This window comes from Gilvimarinus sp. DA14 (genome assembly GCF_024204685.1).
In the GTDB taxonomy this organism is placed as follows: domain Bacteria; phylum Pseudomonadota; class Gammaproteobacteria; order Pseudomonadales; family Cellvibrionaceae; genus Gilvimarinus.
The window spans coordinates 2,243,513-2,262,475 of the sequence record NZ_CP100350.1; the positions used below are offsets into that span (position 1 = coordinate 2,243,513).

17 protein-coding genes are annotated in these 18,963 nt (G+C 53.0%); 5 read left to right on the forward strand and 12 right to left on the reverse strand.

Going from position 1 to position 18,963, the window contains the following annotated elements; translation table 11 throughout:
• Positions 1–32: 32 nt before the first annotated feature.
• Together NHM04_RS09815 and NHM04_RS09820 are read left to right on the forward strand one after the other, a co-directional pair.
• A complete protein-coding gene (locus NHM04_RS09815) occupies positions 33–1,226 on the forward strand; it encodes an NAD(P)/FAD-dependent oxidoreductase (protein WP_254263615.1) in 1,194 nt (397 codons plus the stop codon).
• Between the two features lie 359 nt (positions 1,227–1,585).
• Positions 1,586–2,737: an MFS transporter gene (locus NHM04_RS09820; protein ID WP_254263616.1), complete on the forward strand. Its 1,152-nt coding sequence runs from the start codon at positions 1,586–1,588 to the stop codon at positions 2,735–2,737.
• A 20-nt stretch (positions 2,738–2,757) separates the two neighbouring features.
• Here the strand turns inward: NHM04_RS09820 and NHM04_RS09825 are convergent, their stop codons facing one another.
• From NHM04_RS09825 to NHM04_RS09870, 10 genes are all read right to left on the reverse strand, one after another.
• A complete protein-coding gene (locus tag NHM04_RS09825; RefSeq protein WP_254263617.1) occupies positions 2,758–3,900 on the reverse strand; it encodes an HBL/NHE enterotoxin family protein in 1,143 nt (380 codons plus the stop codon).
• Positions 3,901–4,149: 249 nt separating this feature from the next.
• Positions 4,150–5,244: a putative urea ABC transporter substrate-binding protein gene (locus tag NHM04_RS09830; RefSeq protein WP_254263618.1), complete on the reverse strand. Its 1,095-nt coding sequence runs from the start codon at positions 5,242–5,244 to the stop codon at positions 4,150–4,152.
• A gap of 17 nt (positions 5,245–5,261) precedes the next feature.
• Positions 5,262–6,209: a hypothetical protein gene (locus NHM04_RS09835; protein WP_254263619.1), complete on the reverse strand. Its 948-nt coding sequence runs from the start codon at positions 6,207–6,209 to the stop codon at positions 5,262–5,264.
• Positions 6,210–6,218: 9 nt separating this feature from the next.
• The gene (locus tag NHM04_RS09840) at positions 6,219–7,253 is read right to left on the reverse strand and encodes an isopenicillin N synthase family oxygenase (RefSeq protein WP_254263620.1); all 1,035 of its coding nucleotides are present in this window, start codon (positions 7,251–7,253) and stop codon (positions 6,219–6,221) included.
• A 317-nt stretch (positions 7,254–7,570) separates the two neighbouring features.
• A complete protein-coding gene (locus NHM04_RS09845; protein ID WP_254263621.1) occupies positions 7,571–7,996 on the reverse strand; it encodes an FKBP-type peptidyl-prolyl cis-trans isomerase in 426 nt (141 codons plus the stop codon).
• 33 nt (positions 7,997–8,029) lie between these two features.
• Entirely contained in the window at positions 8,030–8,452 is a 423-nt protein-coding gene (locus NHM04_RS09850) for a DUF488 domain-containing protein (protein WP_254263622.1), read from the reverse strand.
• Positions 8,453–8,475: 23 nt separating this feature from the next.
• On the reverse strand, positions 8,476–9,927 hold the full coding sequence (locus tag NHM04_RS09855) for a sodium:solute symporter family protein (protein ID WP_254263623.1): 1,452 nt from the start codon (positions 9,925–9,927) through the stop codon (positions 8,476–8,478).
• Positions 9,928–10,070: 143 nt separating this feature from the next.
• Complete coding sequence (locus NHM04_RS09860; protein ID WP_254263624.1) at positions 10,071–10,460, reverse strand: RidA family protein; 390 nt, start codon at positions 10,458–10,460, stop codon at positions 10,071–10,073.
• A gap of 16 nt (positions 10,461–10,476) precedes the next feature.
• Positions 10,477–11,928, reverse strand: a complete 1,452-nt coding sequence (locus NHM04_RS09865) for an amidohydrolase family protein (RefSeq protein WP_254263625.1) — start codon at positions 11,926–11,928, stop codon at positions 10,477–10,479.
• Positions 11,929–11,948: 20 nt separating this feature from the next.
• Complete coding sequence (locus tag NHM04_RS09870) at positions 11,949–12,815, reverse strand: MurR/RpiR family transcriptional regulator (protein WP_254263626.1); 867 nt, start codon at positions 12,813–12,815, stop codon at positions 11,949–11,951.
• A gap of 161 nt (positions 12,816–12,976) precedes the next feature.
• Between NHM04_RS09870 and NHM04_RS09875 the strand changes: the two genes are divergently transcribed.
• From NHM04_RS09875 to NHM04_RS09885, 3 genes are read left to right on the forward strand one after another with little or no spacing between them, the layout of a single operon-like run.
• Positions 12,977–14,218, forward strand: coding sequence for an amino acid deaminase (locus NHM04_RS09875; protein ID WP_254263627.1), 1,242 nt, complete (start codon positions 12,977–12,979; stop codon positions 14,216–14,218).
• A 29-nt stretch (positions 14,219–14,247) separates the two neighbouring features.
• The gene (locus NHM04_RS09880) at positions 14,248–16,605 is read left to right on the forward strand and encodes a beta-N-acetylhexosaminidase (protein ID WP_254263628.1); all 2,358 of its coding nucleotides are present in this window, start codon (positions 14,248–14,250) and stop codon (positions 16,603–16,605) included.
• Entirely contained in the window at positions 16,602–17,528 is a 927-nt protein-coding gene (locus NHM04_RS09885; protein ID WP_254263629.1) for an SMP-30/gluconolactonase/LRE family protein, read from the forward strand. Before NHM04_RS09880 ends, NHM04_RS09885 begins: the two co-directional genes overlap by 4 nt.
• Here NHM04_RS09885 and NHM04_RS09890 read toward each other — a convergent pair.
• Together NHM04_RS09890 and NHM04_RS09895 are read right to left on the reverse strand one after the other, a co-directional pair.
• Positions 17,507–18,409: an aspartyl/asparaginyl beta-hydroxylase domain-containing protein gene (locus NHM04_RS09890; RefSeq protein ID WP_254263630.1), complete on the reverse strand. Its 903-nt coding sequence runs from the start codon at positions 18,407–18,409 to the stop codon at positions 17,507–17,509. The two genes, NHM04_RS09885 and NHM04_RS09890, sit on opposite strands and share 22 nt — an antisense overlap.
• A 284-nt stretch (positions 18,410–18,693) precedes the next feature.
• On the reverse strand, positions 18,694–18,903 hold the full coding sequence (locus tag NHM04_RS09895; protein ID WP_254263631.1) for a helix-turn-helix domain-containing protein: 210 nt from the start codon (positions 18,901–18,903) through the stop codon (positions 18,694–18,696).
• Positions 18,904–18,963 lie beyond the last annotated feature (60 nt).

Sequence of the window (18,963 nt, forward strand, 5' to 3'; positions counted from 1 at the left end):
TCATGCCCGTTTTTCTGCGGGCATGATGTTGTATGAACCACTTTGATTGCGTGATTATCGGCGCCGGCGCCGCTGGCTTAATGTGCGCCGCTACCGCAGGCCAGCGTGGCCGCAAGGTCGCTTTGTTAGATCACGCCAATAAAGTGGGCAAAAAAATTCTTATGTCCGGCGGCGGGCGCTGCAACTTTACCAACTACGACATAGCCCCAAACAACTACCTGTCGGCCAACCCGCATTTTTGCAAATCGGCCCTGTCGCGTTTTACCCAGTGGGATTTTATTGCGCTGGTAGAAAAACACGGCCTCGCCTACCATGAAAAAACCCTAGGGCAATTGTTTTGCGACAATAAAGCACGCGACCTGCTCAATATACTGCTCGCCGAGTGCGAAGCCGGAGATGTGGACATTCGCACTCACTGTGAGATTTTAGAAATCAAAAAACACAGCGACGGCGGTTTTATTCTCACCACCGGGCTCGGCCTCTACCAGTGCGACTCGCTGGTTATTGCCACCGGCGGTTTGTCCATTCCCACCATGGGCGCCACCGGTTTTGGTTACGACATTGCCAAACAGTTTGGTCTGAAAGTGACCGCCCGCAACGCCAGCCTGGTGCCATTTACTTTTAAGGGCGACTGGCTAACGCTGGCACAACAATTGGCAGGCGTGGCCGCCGACGCCACCGTGGAATGTAATGGTCAGGTATTTCGCGAGGCCTTGCTGTTTACTCACAAAGGCATCAGCGGCCCCGCCGCACTGCAAATTTCCAACTACTGGAACCCGGGCGACACCGTCACCGTTAACTGGCTGCCAGAGCTTGATTTGCAGCAACAGTTACACACCTGGCGCCAGCGCGCCGAAAAATCACAACTAACCACTTTGCTCAGCCCTTGGCTCGCCAAACGGTTTATTACCCAATGGCTGGAGCATCACGGCTTACCACATTTACTCAGTAAACCACTGGCGGACTGGAGCAACGGCGACATCGACAACCTTAGCCACGTGCTCTGCGCCTGGCCCATGCAACCGACCGGTACCGAAGGCTACCGCACCGCCGAAGTCACCAAGGGCGGTATAGATACCGACGGCGTTTCCTCCAAAACCTTTGCGGCAAAAACAGAGCCGAATTTGTACTTTATTGGCGAAGTATTGGACGTAACCGGTTGGCTGGGCGGGTATAATTTTCAGTGGGCGTGGGCGAGTGGATATTGTGCGGGGCAGTATGTGTAATGTTTTGTGTTGAGTAACGCTGCATGAGCAGTTGGGATTCGGATCCAGATCGCCCACAGGCTAAAGCTAGATTCCGCTCAGCTCAAGTATAAATGAACGACAGCCTCACCCGAGTTTGATTCCATATCCCTTCGTATAGTCCTCTGCCCGGCTGTGAAAAATATACTGCACTGCCGGGCACATTTTTAAAATCAGACATTGATAGGCGTTTAAAATCCGGAATGAGAGCTGAGCTAAACCAACAGATGACTATGCGGAGAAAAGTGAGGTCAGCGACTAACAAATACTTGCAGACAACCCCTTGGTAAACCCCTCGAATCAGTGTCTAATCTCGCCACATTCATTTCCTGGAGCTTTGCGTGACGTCGCAACCCCCAATCGTAACCTCGGCTAATACCCCTGCTACCCGCTTGGCAACCCGGCTGGGCTTTCTTGTGGCGGGTTTTGGTATTGCCTGCTGGGCGCCTATGGTGCCTTTTGCCAAGCAGCACTTGAACCTGAACGATGCGGTACTGGGGCTATTGCTGCTGTGTATTGGCATTGGCTCGATCGGGGCGATGGTGCTGACCGGCATTATTGCCACACGCCACGGTAGCCGCCCGGTGATTATAGTCAGTGGCTTTGCGCTGTTAGCCATTTTGCCTTTACTGACGCTTGCACCGGGCCCGCTGTACTTGGGCGCGGCTTTGCTGGCTTTTGGCGCCGCCCTGGGCTCGTTAGATGTTGCTATTAACCTGCACGCGGTTGAAGTAGAGCAATCCGCCAACAAACCCATGATGTCTGGCTTTCATGCGCTGTTTAGCCTGGGTGGATTCCTCGGTGCGGGGCTGATGACGCTACTGCTTTCAACGGGCAGCCCGCTGCTGATCGCGAGCCTGGTCTGTGCGGCTATTATGCTGCTGGCCATGGGCCTTACGGCGCCGAGGTTGCTGCGCGATAAACCCGAGGCCAGCGAGACGCTGTTCGCCGTTCCCCGCGGCATCGTATTGTTGCTCGCCACGCTAACGGCCATTGCCTTTTTGGTGGAAGGCGCGATTTTAGATTGGAGCGCGGTGCTGATTACCGAGAGAAACCTGGTGGACGAACAAAGCGGCGGCCTTGGCTACATGCTGTTTGCCATGACGATGGTAGTGGGTCGCTTCAGCGGCGATGCCCTATCAGAAAAACTGGGTGATGCTAAACTTTTGATGATCAGCTCTATGCTGTCCATTGCGGGGGTAGCAGTACTGCTTAGCGTGCAGCAGACTTATATTGCCTTAAGCGGTTTTTTACTGATCGGCTTGGGGTTAGCCAATATTGTGCCCGTACTGTTTCGCCGCGCGGGCACACAAAGCATTATGCCCCCGGCGCTGGCAATCGCCAGTGTTACCACCATGGGCTATGCCGGCATTTTGCTAGGCCCAGCGGCCATTGGCTTTATTGCGCAAACTATAGGGCTAGCAACTTCTTTCTGGATGCTAGCCCTACTCTTGTTTGGGGTAATGCTATCAACCCCTAAAGCGTGCAAGTAAATTTACTCTAAACAGTTTCGCTAGGCAGCGCTTTTTGAGCTAGCGTTATCTAGATTTACCGCAGGTGGTGTGGCCTGGTTATAGCTGATGCCGGCGATGGTGGTTGCAAACTTCTGCAACGTTTTCCAATCGTCGTTTGCCATATTCAGGTCATGCGACAGAGCTTCTAAATCCATATTCGACAAATCAGCATCAGCGTTAGTTAGGTCTTGAATAACCGCTGAAATCTCCTGCTGTAAGGTTGACCAAGCCTGGAGAATCAAATCAATTTTTGAACTTGCTTTGGCAGACAGATCAATCAAGTCGTTTAATGCTGATTCAAGTACTTGCAAGGTTGATATTTGCTGCTCAATATCACCCATTTCTGCCTGTTCTTTCTGAATTTCAGCCGATAGGTTTTTGATCTCGACGCTCGCAGCGATTATTGTTGCGATGCCCGCCGTTGCGGCAATCACACCAAAAGCGAGACCAGCGCCGAACGTGAAAATAGCGATTACCGCACCAGCAAAAAAACCAACACCAGCAGCAAGCCCTGCCGCCGTCTCGACCACTTGCCAGGTTTTCACTTGCTGTTTTAAGTCCGCAATTTTCTTCTTCAGGCTCTCAACTTTATCTTTATCGTACTTCTCGGTTTCCTCAGCGTTGGCGACCGCGTTACGCATCACCTCTGCATCGTTTTCCAGATTTGACGAAAATTGATTAATCTTTGATTTGAAATCTGTGGCAGATGAAATTTGCGCACTTAACCCCTGCAGTAGCGATGATAGAGAGTCTGCAATCGCATTCTTCGCCGCCGCGTCCGCAGGGTTCGCCTTTAAGATATCAAGGTTTTGATTCATCGTGATCATATTCAAACTGAACACAGACGCGTAATTTGCGATCCCTGCGGGAATACTTACCAAACCCGGTGTAATTGTATTAAACCAATCCATGGCATGAATCTTGGCATCGGCGAATGCGCTGCTAAAGCCTGCGTACCACTCTGGCTCTGGTGATAATGCCGGCAATGAGCTGTTAGCCAATCCATTTACATACGCAAGCACGTCGTTATTCGCGTTAAACGCATCGGCGAGCTGCTGGTCAATCGGGGTGTCACTGCCACTGGCGGCAGCCATAAGTTGGTCGTTAGATGAAACGACAAAAGGCATAAAACGATTTTTCATAAATCCCTCCACGATAACTCGTATGCTGTAACACTCACCGCCTATTCGATGAGTTGACCTGAGTCTAGGACGGGGATTTAACAGCCTCCATTACAGCCGATTACGGAAATAACAATTATTATCACCTAATACCGCATTGCAATTTTTTCTGCCAACTTAAACCTGAGACAAAGCTTATTGTTTGAGTAGAGCTATAAAAAAGCCCGGGGCTTAGCGCACCCGGGCAAAGAACTTACAGAGAAATCGAACTTACAATTTACCGTCGGCAGCCATTTTTACGTAGCTGGCATCGAAGCGAAGTTTAATATTACTTTTGTCGCCAAGTACGGCGCCATCGGCGAATTCCATACCGACTACATCCGGGCTTGGGCTGGCTTCGCCCAGCAAACCTTTGTCAAAAGAGAACTGACGCACTTTGTCCATAAAGCCGAGTAAATCTTTATTGCTGGCAAACTCATACGCCGACGCAGGGGTGTAGAACAACATGGTGTCGGCCAGCTGCGCTTCGTACCCGGCTAGATCGGTGCCGGCTTGGTCGGCCATATAGCTGCGCGCGGCCTTCGCTTCTTCCGAGTCGCCTTGCATTAGGGCCAGGGTTTCAAACCATGCCCCAACCAGCGCTTTACCAAACGCAGGATTGTCTTTCAGGGTTTCTGTATTGGCGGCCATCATGTCGATAATTTCACCCGGAATTTCTTTTGAGGTGAATACTTCGGTCGCGTCTTCGGCGCGATCCAGAATAATTCCCAGCTGCGGGTTCCACACGGCAGCAGCGGTGACGTCATCAGTCATAAACGTTGACACTGCATCCGCATCTGAAGTGTTCACCACGGTCACGTCGCGCTCTGACATGCCATTCATATCCAGTGCACGAGCCAAAAAGTAGTGAGATACAGAAAGCTCTACCAGGTTAACGTTACGGCCTTTAATGTCGGCGATGCTGTCGGCATTTTTAAGCACAAGGCCGTCGTTACCGTTTGAGTAGTCACCCAAAATCAAGCCGGTGGTATCCACACCGTAAGCGGCCGGAATGGTCAGTGCATCCATATTGGTCATGGCGCAGGCGTCAAATTCACCGGCCGTAAACTGGTTAATGGATTCGATGTAGTCGTTCATCTGCACCACTTCAATCTCAATACCGTACTTATCGGCCCACTTTTTAATAATGCCTTTGTCGTTGGCATAAGCCCAAGGCATCCAGCCAGCGTAGATGGACCAGGCAACTTTAAAGGATTTTTTTTCAGCCGCCTGCACGGACGCCGCACCAAACACAAACGCCAACAAACACAACGCAGCGGTAATTTTTTTACTGTGTACACTCAATAGACTAAGGAGTTTTTTCATCGTTTGACCTCTCGGCATTAGTAACAGGGTTGGTTATAACGGCACAGGGTTTCACTTTCGCGGTCAAACCACTGCTTAGATTGTTCGCAGGTTGGCGTTGTCTGAGTAAACTCAACACCTGACTCAATGGTATCGATCGCGTAGATTCTTTCCACAATATCGCCATTGGCAGATTCAAAGTTTTGCGTAAGCGTTTTTGAGTCTGAACTTATAGCGAACCCATCCAGACTGAAAATTTCCTTACCAATGCGCTCGGGGCAAGTGCTTAAGAAAACCGCAAAGCCACGTTGCATTGAGCCTTTGGCAACCGAGGTTTCAAAATCGAAAAGTTGCTGTAAGGCTGCTTTATCGCCCACTGCAGCTTGCGATTTTTCACGCAGGGCATTAGCAGAAGCGGCCACCATAGGCTCCGGCCGCCCCAGCACCAGTGCTGCGTAATCACCGCAAACAATCAAACCACCGCTTTTACGGGTAATGGTTTGTGTGCTTAGGTTTTTTTCTTGCAGTAATCGCAAACCAATCAGCGGGCCCGGCGCACTAGGCTGCAAACGCCAATCTTCTACATAGGCGTCGCTGGGGCAGAACTCCATCATGCAGTTGCCAACCCGCTTCAGGTAAGCGGGCTCTTGCCAGCGACCATGCAGCTGCAGCGCGATTTCTTTTTCCCAGGCTAAAGTTTCACCGTTCCATACGCTGTCGGCCACCCAGCCTTCATAGTTACCCAAGGTGCGTAGTTCCGCTGCGCTGTACTCTTGCAATGGCTTGCTAACAACTTGCTCGCTTTCTATGGGCAGGCGTAAATCGATGGTGAAGTTGCGGCTTTGCAGCCAGCACACATGGGTCTTTGTGTCAGTTTCGCCATTGGCGAAACTGATGCTGCGACGTTTAAAGTAGCCCAGCATCCAATCGGGTACACCAGCTTTTGCAGGAGAGGTGTGGTTATTGACTATGTCTAATAAATGCATACCCCGCTCCTATTGCCCGTGATAGCCGAAGCTATCCACCGATTGAGAGTTTTCGGGCATGCTGATTTCGCCGCGAGCGAGTTTATTTTTTAAATAGGTGAACGTTTGAATGGTTTGCGCGTATAAATGATCGCCGCATTTCAGGGAGGTGTAGTCGCGCCCCGGATTCGCTTTTGTCAGCGATTCAATGGGCGCAATTTCGGTGTCGTAATCGCAGGCGCAAAACAGTGGAAAGGAATAACGCTCTTCTTTCACCTTACGCACTCTGTGAGAGGTGGCGACAAACTGGCCATTACTCAACACCTCCAGCATGTCGCCTATGTTGATCACAAACGCATTGTCTTTGAGTGGCACGTCAATCCATTCACCCGCACCGTTTAATACCTCAAGCCCCGGAGCGGTAGGCAGCAAAATGGTGAAGCATTCGTAATCGGTATGGGCGCCAATACCCGGGCGGTCCGAGGGCGCTTGCTCGTTGTAAGGGTAGTGAATCATCCGCAGCTGACTCGGCGGATGGTTAACATGGCGGCTTAGCGCATCCTCATCAAGCTGCAAGGCCAGGGCAAAACCGCGAAATAATGCATCGGCCACATTCAGCGCTGCTTGATAATAGCTTTGCACATCCTCTTTAAAGCCGTGCGCATCTGGCCACTGGGTTGGCCCCAACATGGGCCGACGACCGAGTTCGGCGCGGTAGTCGTAATTAACATCGTAGGCTTCTTTGCAGTCCACCGCGCCATCACCGAGTTTTTCTTCTCCCTCGGGCACATAGCCACTGTGGTTCTCAGATTGGCCGATGTAAAAGCGCATTTTTTCGTCTAGGGGCTGCGCAAAATAATCTTTGGCGCGCGCTATTAAGCGCGATTGCAACTGTGGGCTTACACCATGGCCGGTGATGTATAAAAAACCCACGTCGCGAGCCGCGCGGCCGAGTTCGTCGGCCACGGCCTGACGCTCGGCAAGATCAGCACTGAACAAGCCAGCGATATCAACGCAAGGCAATGCGGTAAACGCAGTATGGGGGGATGGCGAATTGTCTGGCACTGGGCAACCTCCTGAATAAAATTGAATATTCAAAACGCCGCCTGGTCGTCCAGACAAAAGAAACGGCAAGCCGCTCCGGGTCGTCCCGGATGCTTCTTACCTTACTGTACAGCAATGGTTGTACCAACAGCCTGGCTGATCACCTAAAGACTTGCTAAAGGCTTACTGTACAAAGGAATTTTCTACAAAAAGAAAAATAGCGGAGGGTACAGCGACAAACCCATTGCACCGTAATAGGGAGCATAAACAGTCGTTTGCACCGCAGGTGCATGATGACACCCGATGCCCACTATCCCAAACTCAGCAAGTTTAAAGGTTTAAAAGAGCACGCGGAGCAACCGCAGATCAAAAATCAGCACGGCATTGGGGCCAATTTTATTGCCTACACCTTTTTTGCCCCAGGCTAAATCCGGCGGCACCACAAACTCGTAACGAGCCCCCTCTTGCATTAGCTGCAGGCCTTCGCGAATACCGGCTATGGCTTCTTTCATGGTGAATTCGTCGGGCATGCCTTCTTTGTAGGTGTCGCCCACCACTTTGCCACCCACTAGCTGGATACGCTGATTCACTTCAACGCTGTCCGCTTCGGTGGGGGTCATACCGTCGCCCGACTCTAGGACGCGGTAGAGTAAGCCGCTGGCGGTTTCCTGCACATCGTCTTTCTGACGATACTTTTCAATGTAATTGTCGCTGGCAGCGCGATTCTGCCCCGAGGAGCCTTTGTTGAGTTTCTTCTTTGCCATGGTCTTTGTTTACGTAAAAGCGGGTATTTTACCTCAGCTTTTACTCTGACCATAACAGGTAGGCGAAGCCGGACCGTCTCGAGCGACGGCATCTTCGGCCTCAAGTGCGTCCAACAAGGCGCGGCGTAGCACCGGCAGGTGGGAGTGTTCGGGCTCGCGGCTGGCAGTCAGCAAAGTGACGGTGCCTTGGCGGGCGGCCCGCAGAAGCGGCAAAAGTGTTTCGGGAGCCTTGTCCAACTGGTGGCGGTAGGCGTGACCGAAGGCATCCTCGGTCAGCTCGCCGCGATGCCAGCAGCGGCGCAGGTCTGTCGACGGGGACGCATCCTGATACCAGTCATCCATGGGCAAGTCATCTTTACTCTGCCCGCGCGGCCAGAGCCGATCCACCAGAATTCGGGTGCCATCGGATAAATCGGCCTGCTGGTAAATGCGCTTGAAGCGTATGTCGTAGCTCATGCCTACAGGCTACTCTTTCACGCTTACAATTCAACTCCTTCCATAGCGCGGCGCTCATCGTCCAGTACTTTTAACGCCTGTTCAGGAGTTAACCGGCTGGGCTTGGTCAACAGTGATACCAGCACCCCTGCAACCAGCGCGGTTAGCACCGCCGGAATTACCGGGTTGCCCCAAAACTCTTTATAAAAATTGACCACCACCAGTGAGGCGACAGAAGCGGCCAGCAAAGACGCAATCGCACCCGGGGCATTGTAGCGCGGCCAAAAGCGCCCCAATAAACCACACACGAACAAGCCCGCCATAACCGTGGAGATCATGGTGGTGATGTAACTGATCACATCATTCGAAAGCAGTGCGAAAGTCAAAGCCAAGGCAATGACTATTACCAAAGACACGCGCGAGTAATAGATGACTTTGTCCCGCGGCGGCATTTTGCCGGTGGCCAGGATATAAATATCCCGCAGCAGTACGGCCACCCCGGCAATGGCATCGGAGCTGGCGCTGGACATGGTGGCCGACAGGCCAGCAATTAGTATCACCACGCCTACAGCCAAAGGCAAAACTTCAACCGCTAAAAACGGAAACGCGAAGTTGCGATTGTCCAACTCGGGGCTTAAGGCATAGGCCCCCATGCCTATAATGGCGGGAATGCACGAAAACAACAGATACAAGCTACCCGAGGTATAAAACGATTTGCGCACCGAGGCGACATCGTGAGATGAATAGATTCGCTGACGAAACGAAGGAGTGGCCAGCACGCCAACGGCCACCACAAGCGCCAGTGACAGAGCGTGCAGAGCACCGATGGATTCAATCGCCAAGAATGAAATATTTTCTTCTGGCTGCGCCGCCATCAGCGCGCTCCATCCTCCGGCTGCATCCACCGCCAGCAAGGCCATTAGAATAAAACCAATAAACAGAACAATGGCCTGCAAGGTGTCGGTCCACACCACGGCGTTGTAACCGCCAATAACCACATAAATGGCAAAGCTGATCGCGATAATAATTTTTGCCAGCTGCAAATCAATATCCGCAATCCAGGCCAGGTACAGACCGCCCCCCAGAATATGCGCCCCCAACCAGCCGATACTGGCAATAAAAATTAGCAGCGCGACAATATTTTTTACCCAGCGATTGGCTCCCACATAGTAGGACAGCTCTTCGCTCATGGTCATAAACTCCAGCTTGCGCACCGGCGCAAACCACAAACCCAAGAGTAAAATACCAATAGCGCCGCCTACACCGTAGAGCATACCGCCCCAACCATTGGCATAGCCAAAGCCCACCGCCCCCATGGATGAGCCAGTGCCCACCATTGTGGCCACAGTGGTGCCGATGGTTAAGAAAACCGGCAGGCCACGACCGGCCAGCAGGAAATCTTCGCCGCTTTTGTTGTTGCGCGAGACATACCAACTTAAGGCGATTAAAAAAACGATGTAAGCGGTGAGCGCGGTTAAAAACAAGCTGGTGTTCATAATATTATTCGAATAATCTGGGGTTGGGTTTCAGCGTTCAGCATTCAGCGTTCAGCGTTCAGCGTTCAGCGTTCAGCGTTCAGCGTTCAGCGTTCAGCGTTCAGCGTTCAGCGTTCAGCGTTCAGCGTTCAGCAATTATCAAACTATGCCGGCTGCTTATAACAAACAACGCCCACCTCAACCTTGCAGTCCACTACCAGATCGCACACCGAGCAAATTCGCGCGGGCGGGTGCTCGCCAAAGTTTTCTTTAAACACTTTATTAAACGATTGAAAGTAACGGGCATCGGTCAAAATTACCGTCAGGTGCACCACATGCTCTTTGCCGTAACCGGCGTTTTTCATAATTTTTAAGCAGTTGTCGATCGCCAATTGCGATTGTTCAACCACCGAGCCCTCAACCACTTCGCCGTCTAACATGGGCGTTTGCCCCGACACATACAACCAACCGGCCGCTTCAGTAGCCAGAGAAAAAGGTAAATGCTGACCACCAGTGCCTACGCTACCCTCGGCGCCATAACGTTTTATACTCACGATAACTTACTCCTGATTACGATTGTCGATACAAAAATTGCCCGGCGCGTCCGGTTTCGCGCGCGCCCGGCTGATAACTTAAAACCCCGTTGACCCACACTCTTTCGATTCCGGCGGCGGCTTGGCGCGGTTTAACAAAGGTGGCGATGTCGGTTACCCGCTCAGCGTCAAACAGCACCAAATCGGCACAGTAGCCTTCGCGAATTAAACCGCGGTTTTGCAGGCGAAACTCCTCGGCGGATAAACCCGTCATTTTATGTACGGCCATAGGCAGAGAGAGAACGCCTTTTTCACGGCAGTAGTGGCCTAAAACCCGGGGGAAGGCGCCCCACAAACGCGGGTGCGGGTGCGGGTCATTGGGCAGACCGTCGGAGCCGATCATGGACCTGGGATAACTGACAATGTTTTCCACATCGTCTTCACTCATGCAGTAATACACCGCTCCGGCGGGCATTAAACGCCGAGCCGCATCCATCAGACTCACATTCCAATCATTGGCGATGTCGGCCAAGTAGCGCTCGGCTTGTTCGCCATGAGGCTCAGACCAGGTAATAAAAATAGCCGTTTCATCGGTGACCTGGGCTAAATCCAGGGTGCTGGAGCTGGCCGAGTATGGGTAGCAGTCGCAAGCCACCCGCTGATGCTTCGCCGCCGCTTGCAAATGATTTAACAGCTCTTCACTGCGCCCCCAGTTTCCTTTGCCTGCGCACTTTAAGTGGGAGATCACCAAGGGTACTTTACCGCTGCGCGCGGTGTAGAAAGCCTCGTTCATGGCATCTATAACGCCGTCAAATTCGGTGCGCAAATGAGTGGTGTAGACAGCGCCCTGCACACCCAGCTCTTTTACCAGGGCAATGACTTCGTCGGTACTGGACTGTTTGGCGCTACCGTATGCCAGCCCCGAGCTCATCCCCAGGGCGCCATCTTTTAGCGCGCCACGCAAATCACTGCACATAGCATCTAGCTCAGTTGCGGTGGCGCTGCGCTGCAAATCGTCCATATGATTGTTGCGAATAGCCGTATGCCCAACCAGCGCCCCCACATTAACCGACGGCAAAGCTCTACTAACGGCTTCGGCATACTGAGAAAAACGCGGGTAACAAAAAGAGCTTTGATCGCCCAACAGGTTGAGAGGATCGGGAGGATCGCCCGCCAACACAACCGGGCTGGCACTGATGCCGCAGTTGCCGACAATCACCGTGGTCACCCCCTGGCTGATTTTTTCCAGCATATGGGGGTTGTGGATTACATTGAGATCGTCGTGGGTGTGAACATCGATAAACCCGGGTGCCAAACACAGGCCGCGAGCGTCGATTACCTCGGCGGCCTCTTCGGCCATAGCGTCGGCAATCGCAATAATTTTCCCGTCTTTTATCGCGACATCAGCAACATAAGCCGGGGCGCCTGTGCCATCAACAATTTGAGCTTTGCGAATCAGGGTGTCGAACAAAACTTCTACCTCTAACACCCTGTTCGCCGCAACAAGGGTTAGTCGCCCAGTGGCAGACGGTCGTCCCCTTGTTTGTGGTTGTCCAGCGTGTGTTTAATGCGCCGAAGTGTTTCCCGGCTTTTGCGTTTATGCCTTACGGCTAGTTCCATCACCAGTACGTCAATCGCCGCCATCATCACGTAGCGCGAAGCACTGGGTTTAAAAATATAATCCGTTTCAATGGGCTCTATGGGCACCAAATAATCTGCAGCTGCCGCCAGCGGCGAGCCTTCGGTGGTCACCGCAACAACCTCGGCGCCGTATTCCTGGGCGATCTCAGCCGCCTCTTGCACGTCGGGGCTATAGCCACCGGCGGACAACACAATCACCACATCGGTGGTATCCACCGCCGCTGCCGCCATGCGCATTAGCATGGGGTCAGAGTAAGCCGAGGCGGTAAACCCCAAACGAAACAAGCGATACTGGCACTCTTGCGCCAACACGGTAGAGCCGCCACCCACGCCAAATATTAAAATTTGCCGCGCCTCGGCCAGTGCATCCACCGCCGGTTCGACTACCTCATCGGTGACGAGGCGAGCGTTGTGATCCAGCGCGCTTTTAACCGCTTCGTACACCGCGTGCAGGCCCGCAGGTTCGGCTGGGGTCTCGGTGTAAAACCTCTGCCCCACTGCCAGCGACTGGGCCAGGCGCAACTTTAAGTCGCGCACGTTTTTGCAATCCACCGCCCGTGCAAAACGGGTAATGGTCGCCTCGCTTACCTCAGCCCGCAGCGCTAATTCGCTGATACTGGCGTGAGAGGCAAACTCGATATCTTCCAGAATCACTCTGGCAATTTTTTGCTCCGCATCGCGCAGCTGACCAAACAGGGCGTTAATACGCGAGACAATATCCGGTTCGTGAGTCACTGCCGGGCTCCTTTTCTATCATTACCATGGCGCCCCGGCGCAGGCCTGCCAGGGCAGTGTAAATCATTTTGTTATATACTAACAGTCGTTGACCAATGAAAACGTTATTTTCTATCATTGCGGATAATCGACCTTGATAACCGCTTACCCCCAGGTGCTCCATGAACCAGAAACCATCACTTCGGCCACTCTCTGCAACCAAAGGCGCCGCCACGCCAGATACCGAGGGAACATTGAGTTTACTGCACGAGTCCGTCAGCCTGCCAGCGGCAGTGGTGTACCGTTCGCGCCTGGCCAACAATCTGCACTGGATGCAAGACTTTGCCGACTCGCAACGGGTTAAGCTGGCCCCACACGGCAAAACCACCATGACACCACACTTTTTTCAGCTGCAACGCGAGGCTGGCGCCTGGGCGCAAACCCTGGCCAGCGCCCCACAGGCCGTGGCCGCTGCCAATGCGGGCATTGAGCGAATTCTGATGGCAAACCAACTGGTGGGCAAAGCCAATATGGCTCTGATCAGCGGCTTGCTGGCCAAGGGCGATGTGGAGTTCCACTGCCTGGTAGATAGCGCCGACAATATTGACGAGCTGGGAAATTACTTTCACACACGGGGCCAGGTGCTCAATGTGTTAATTGAAATTGGCGTGACGGGCGGGCGCTGCGGCTGTCGCGACGAATCCCAGGCACACGAGCTGGCCGAACGCATCCGTCAGCAGCCTGGCCTGCGCTTAAGCGGCATAGAAACCTATGAGGGTGTAATTGGCGGCGCGGACGCGGCGAAGAAAATTCGCACTCATCTGGCACGAGTGCGTGACCTCACCCTGGATCTGTACAGTAAGGGTTACTTTGGCGAGCACAAAGCCATACTCACCGGCGCAGGCTCGGCCTGGTACGATTTAGTCGCTGAAGTTTTTGGCGATACCGACGCCGATAAAATCATTCCGGTTATCCGCCCCGGCTGCTACCTGATTCACGACAAAGGCATTTACATGCAGGCCCAGCAACAGGTGCGCGAGCGCCTGGGCGACAGCTGCAGTATTGGCGGCGATTTACAATCGGCGCTAGAGGTTTGGGCCTATGTGCAATCTCTGCCCGAGCCAGGTCTGGCGATTTTAACCCTGGGAAAACGCGACTGCGCCTTTGATGCCGGACTGCCGCAACCGGCGCTGCATTTCCGTCCGGGGCAAGAGGCGCCAACTCCCGCACCCGATACCTGGCAGGTGTTTCATATCATGGATCAGCACAGTGCCATGAAAATACCTGAAGGCGCGGACCTCAAAGTGGGAGATATTATCGCGCTGTCCACCTCTCACCCCTGCCTCACCTTCGACAAGTGGCGCGAGCTGCATGTTATTGACGACGATTACACCATTGTGGCGCAAGCCGAAACCTGCTTTTAAAAAACGCGATTAACTTTGAAGATAAAAACATGAAGATAAAAACACTGCTTTTTGCCGTCGCCTGCGGCGGCCTTGCGGCTTTTTCTCACGCCGACTCTTCCACTCTTGCGCTTATGCCTTGGCCCAGCTCGGTACAAACAAGCGAGCAATCTCTGCCGTTAAAAGCCCTGCCAAACATCCGCGTAACGGGCGCTGACAGTGAAACCTTACAACAGGCCATCGCGCGCTTTAAAACACAATTAGCCAAGCAAAATAACCTGACCGCAGGCGAGGCAGAACAAACACTGCACATTGAAGTTGCCAGCAAACACTCGGCGCTGCTGCAAACCGATGCCGAAGCCTACCAATTAACCGTAAACGCGGACGGCATTGAGCTAACAGCCGCCACCACCATGGGCGCCCAACGCGGCATGCAAACTCTGCTGCAGTTAGCCGCAAGCAATAACTCGACGCTGCCCGGAGTGACTATCAAGGATTCACCGCGTTTTGCCTGGCGCGGTCTGCTACTGGATTCGGTGCGCCACTTTTTTAGCGTTGACACCATAAAGCGTCAGCTCGATGGCATGGCGGCGGCCAAACTGAATGTATTCCACTGGCACCTCACCGACGACCAGGGCTGGCGCCTGGAATCCAAAGCCTATCCAAAATTGCACCAAAGTAATCAAGACGGTCATTACTATACCCAAGCGCAAATAAAAGACGTGATTGCCTACGCCGCAGCGCGGGGCATTTACGTACTGCCAGAAATCGATATGCCCGGCCACGCCAGCGCGATTGCCGTTGCCTACCCCGAGCTTATGTCGGCCCCCGGCCCCTACCAGCACGAAGACCGCTGGGGGGTACACAAACCACTGCTCAATCCGGCCAACCCCGAGGTGTACACCTTCGCGCAGAAGATACTGGCCGAAGTAGCCGAGCTTTTTCCGTTTCCCTATGTGCACATCGGGGGCGATGAAGTTGACCCAGAGCACTGGGAATCCAACGAGCAAATACAAGCCTTTCGCCAACAGCATAAACTGGCGGACAGTCACGCTCTGCACGCGTATTTTAATCAGCGCCTGGCGGAAATTCTCACCGAACTGGATCGCAAAATGATCGGCTGGGATGAGGTGCTGCACCCGGATTTACCCCAGGGCACAGTGGTGCAATCCTGGCAGGGGCCAGATGCCTTGGGGCGCGCCATCAACATGGGTTACCCGGCACTGTTATCTACCGGGTTTTATCTGGACCAGCCACAGTACGCCAGCTACCACCACAGGGTGCGCCTGCTGCCCGAACCGATTCGCATTGCAACCACGCCGGGCAATGATGAGCCCTGGAGCAGCTGGGAGTTTACCGCGCCGCGCAAACGTGGCAGCGCCATCAGCGGCAGCATTACCGTTTTAGGTGAGGGCGACTCTCTGCGCGGGTTTATTGATTTTAAAAATAAGTCGCGCCAAGTACTGCGCGACCTTTCTTACGCGAACCACACGCTTAGCTTTGCCGTCGACACCTGGATGGGCCCGGTGAATGCCACACTCGACACCCGAGCGGACACATTAAGTGGCGTTTTTGTTACCGGCAACGCGCCCTACGAGGTAACCGGCAGCAAAAGCGCAGGCCACACCATGGAAAACTCCAGCGTTCCCACCCCGGTGGGCAAAGATTTAGTTAGCCCCGACAAAGAGAATTTATTGTTGGGGGGCGAAGCCGCGCTCTGGACCGAGATTATCGATGAAAACAGTATCGACCTGCGCCTTTGGCCGCGCGGCTTTGTAGTCGCCGAGCGGCTCTGGTCTAAAGCCGATGTGCGCGACCAGGACTCTATGTACCAAAGGCTCGATAAGATCAGTGAGTGGGCGGCGGATTCGGTGGGTCTGCAACATTTCGCCGAGCAAAAAGCCGCTTTGCAAAAGCTCTACCCAACACTGTCTCAAGACAACTTGCTATCGCTCAGCTCAGCGATGGAACCGGCGCACTACTATCATCGTCATCATGAAAAGTCCGTCAACGAAACCTATTCGCGGCGCGATCCGTTAAACCGTTTTGTCGACAGTTTGCCAAGCGAAAGTATTGCCGTCCGTCAGTTTCGACAAAACATCAACGCCTGGCTGCATCAGCCCGAGAATAAAGCGCTGCAACAAAGTATTACCGCGCAATTGCAATCCTGGCGTCGCGCCGCGCAGAAAATTCAATCAGCCAAGCTGGAAAACGCTTATGAGTTAAATCAACTTAGCGATAACCTTCTTGCCGTTAGTGAAATAGGCTTGCAAGAGGTAGAGCGAATTGCAGAGGGTAAACCCGCCCACGCCAGCAAACAGCAACAACTCGAACAAGCGCTCAGTATTCAACACGAAGTCATCCTTGCCGCTGCTTTTGGCGTGCAAACCTTAAGGAACTTTCCATGAAAAAAAGTACAACCTTAGCGGCCCTGTTAACACCACTGCTTTTCAGCGGCGCACTGAGTCAGGTATGGGCGGGGTCTGCCAGTGAAGACTGGGTGGCCGAGAACACTTTTACCCAGGGGGTAGAAGGCCCTGTGGTTGGCCCGGACGGCACCCTCTACGCGGTCAACTTTGAAACGGAGGGCACCATTGGCGCAGTGAGTGAGAAAAACAGCGCAAGCTTGTGGGTAACCTTGCCCGAAGGCAGCACCGGCAATGCGCTGCGTTTCTCCCCCGAGGGGAAAATGCTGGTGGCGGATTACTCGGGTCACAATGTGCTGAGTATTGATCCAGACACACAAACCGTTAGCATTCTGGCTCATAACGACCAAATGAATCAGCCTAACGACATAGTGGTGGCCGATAACGGTTTAATCTACGCCTCCGACCCCAATTGGGCAGACAACACAGGTAACCTTTGGCTGATAAGACCAGACGGCCTCACCGAGCTATTGGAAAGCGAAATGGGCACCACCAATGGTATTGAGCTATCGCCCGATGGCAAAACGCTTTACGTAAATGAAAGCGTGCAAAGAATCGTCTGGGCTTACGATGTGAATACGGACGGCACTGTAAGCAATAAACGTGAGTTTTTTCGCTTTGCCGATCACGGTATGGATGGGATGAGCACGGACGTAGAGGGCAATTTATATATCGCCCGCTATGGGGCGGGAAATATCGCGGTATTAACAACCTCGGGGTTGCTGCTTAAGGAAGTTCCGCTGACCGGACAGCACCCCACCAATATCACCTTTGGCGGGCCTGACGGCAAACGCGCTTTTGTCACCATGCAAAAGCGCGGCAATATTGAATCTTTTATTAACGATTTGCCGGGCTCCGACTGGAACAAACTGCAATCACCCGGTCAGGCGAAAAAAAATAAATAAATGAGCAGAAGGTAAAGGCCGTACTGCAGGCCGTAATACAGCCTGCGGTTATAGGCCTTTAGCTTTTTCCCCCACACTCGCAGCTGGTACACCTTGCCGAAAATTCGGTTTAAAGCGCCCACTTTATCGCCGGGCATATTTTTGGTGGCCGTGGCAGACATAACCATTCGCGAAAAGGCACGGTTAAACCAGTCCACCGGGGCGAAGGTTACCGGGCGCTTGATATCCAAAAACAGCACAATGCGATTGCTATCAGTGGTGTTTTCGGCGTAGTGAATGTAGGTTTCATCAAACATCACCGCCTCGCCATCGCGCCAACTGTAGCGCTCACCATCCACTTCGATATAACAGCCATCATCATTGGGCGTTTGCAGGCCTAAGTGATAGCGCAGTGAACCCGCATAGGGGTCGCGATGCTTAACCAGGCGCGCGCCCGGCGGGAGCATGGCAAACATGGCGCCTTTAATTTCCGGCACGGCGGCGAGCAACTTCACCGTTGCGGGACAAAGCTTTGCCGCGGAGGCCACGGGCTCACCGTACCAGCTGAGGTAAAAGCGCTTCCAGCCAGTGCGAAAAAATGAGTTAAACCCCAGATCATCCAGATCATCCGAGGCTTTAATCTCCGCGGCGCGGTTTAAGTGGATCGCCTCGTCGCGAATCACCTGCCAGTTGTCTTGTAACAGCGTTAACCGCGGAAACTCTGACACCGAAATATAAGGTTTATTTTTGACCGCCGAGAACAGATAAAACAGACAATTGAGCGGCGCCATCAAATTGGAGTGGTCTGTCAGGCGGCGTGTCAGTTTTTCGTGCTTCACCTTGCCGCGCATTTGCACATAGCAGGCGCAGACCACAAATAGAATAAAAATCACAACTCCCACAATTACCTCTCCTTGAATACAGGTTGCGACGGGTCGGTTAAATTTTTGGCTTGATTTGAGCTTATTGTGGCGGGGCGACTTAGACGCTATATAGCCTGAGTGCTATATCGCTGTATGCCGTATATAGTGACGCGAACTATTTAAGTAAGTCGTTACACAAGTCGCCGAGGCAGTCGACTAAGAAGGTTGTCGACCAAGAGCGGAAAATTATCTCACGGCTTGAGAAGCGCGCAAGCAGAAGAGTTAAAAAATTTGTTAACAGCAGCGCATTTTGTCAGCAAACTTTACAGATATTGATCAATGCTCCCCACCATGGCGGCAATCCCCCCGCCTTTTAGTTTTTCCATCAACTCTGCCAACCCATCCAGCTGGCGCTGCTCGACCTTGCCGTCGCCGTTTAAAGTCAGACGGCCCTTATCGATCATGGTATGGACGAAAGTTTCGCTCACTTGCAAATATTCGGCGCTTTCAGCGATGGTGTAGCTGGTGGACATACTTGGCTCCTGAGGCCGGTGTTCGGAATCATTTAGCTTGTGCCATAATAACTGTTTTCA

Bases quoted from the DNA above. Each gene is read 5' to 3' on its own strand.
- NHM04_RS09815 (WP_254263615.1), top strand. From the start codon at position 33: ATGAACCACTTTGATTGCGTGATTATCGGCGCCGGCGCCGCTGGCTTA.
- NHM04_RS09885 (WP_254263629.1), top strand. From the start codon at position 16,602: ATGAAAAAAAGTACAACCTTAGCGGCCCTGTTAACACCACTGCTTTTC.
- NHM04_RS09855 (WP_254263623.1), bottom strand. From the start codon at position 9,927: ATGAACACCAGCTTGTTTTTAACCGCGCTCACCGCTTACATCGTTTTT.
- NHM04_RS09830 (WP_254263618.1), bottom strand. From the start codon at position 5,244: ATGAAAAAACTCCTTAGTCTATTGAGTGTACACAGTAAAAAAATTACC.
- NHM04_RS09880 (WP_254263628.1), top strand. From the start codon at position 14,248: ATGAAGATAAAAACACTGCTTTTTGCCGTCGCCTGCGGCGGCCTTGCG.
- NHM04_RS09825 (WP_254263617.1), bottom strand. From the start codon at position 3,900: ATGAAAAATCGTTTTATGCCTTTTGTCGTTTCATCTAACGACCAACTT.
- NHM04_RS09850 (WP_254263622.1), bottom strand. From the start codon at position 8,452: ATGAGCTACGACATACGCTTCAAGCGCATTTACCAGCAGGCCGATTTA.
- NHM04_RS09845 (WP_254263621.1), bottom strand. From the start codon at position 7,996: ATGGCAAAGAAGAAACTCAACAAAGGCTCCTCGGGGCAGAATCGCGCT.
- NHM04_RS09895 (WP_254263631.1), bottom strand. From the start codon at position 18,903: ATGTCCACCAGCTACACCATCGCTGAAAGCGCCGAATATTTGCAAGTG.
- NHM04_RS09875 (WP_254263627.1), top strand. From the start codon at position 12,977: ATGAACCAGAAACCATCACTTCGGCCACTCTCTGCAACCAAAGGCGCC.
- NHM04_RS09835 (WP_254263619.1), bottom strand. From the start codon at position 6,209: ATGCATTTATTAGACATAGTCAATAACCACACCTCTCCTGCAAAAGCT.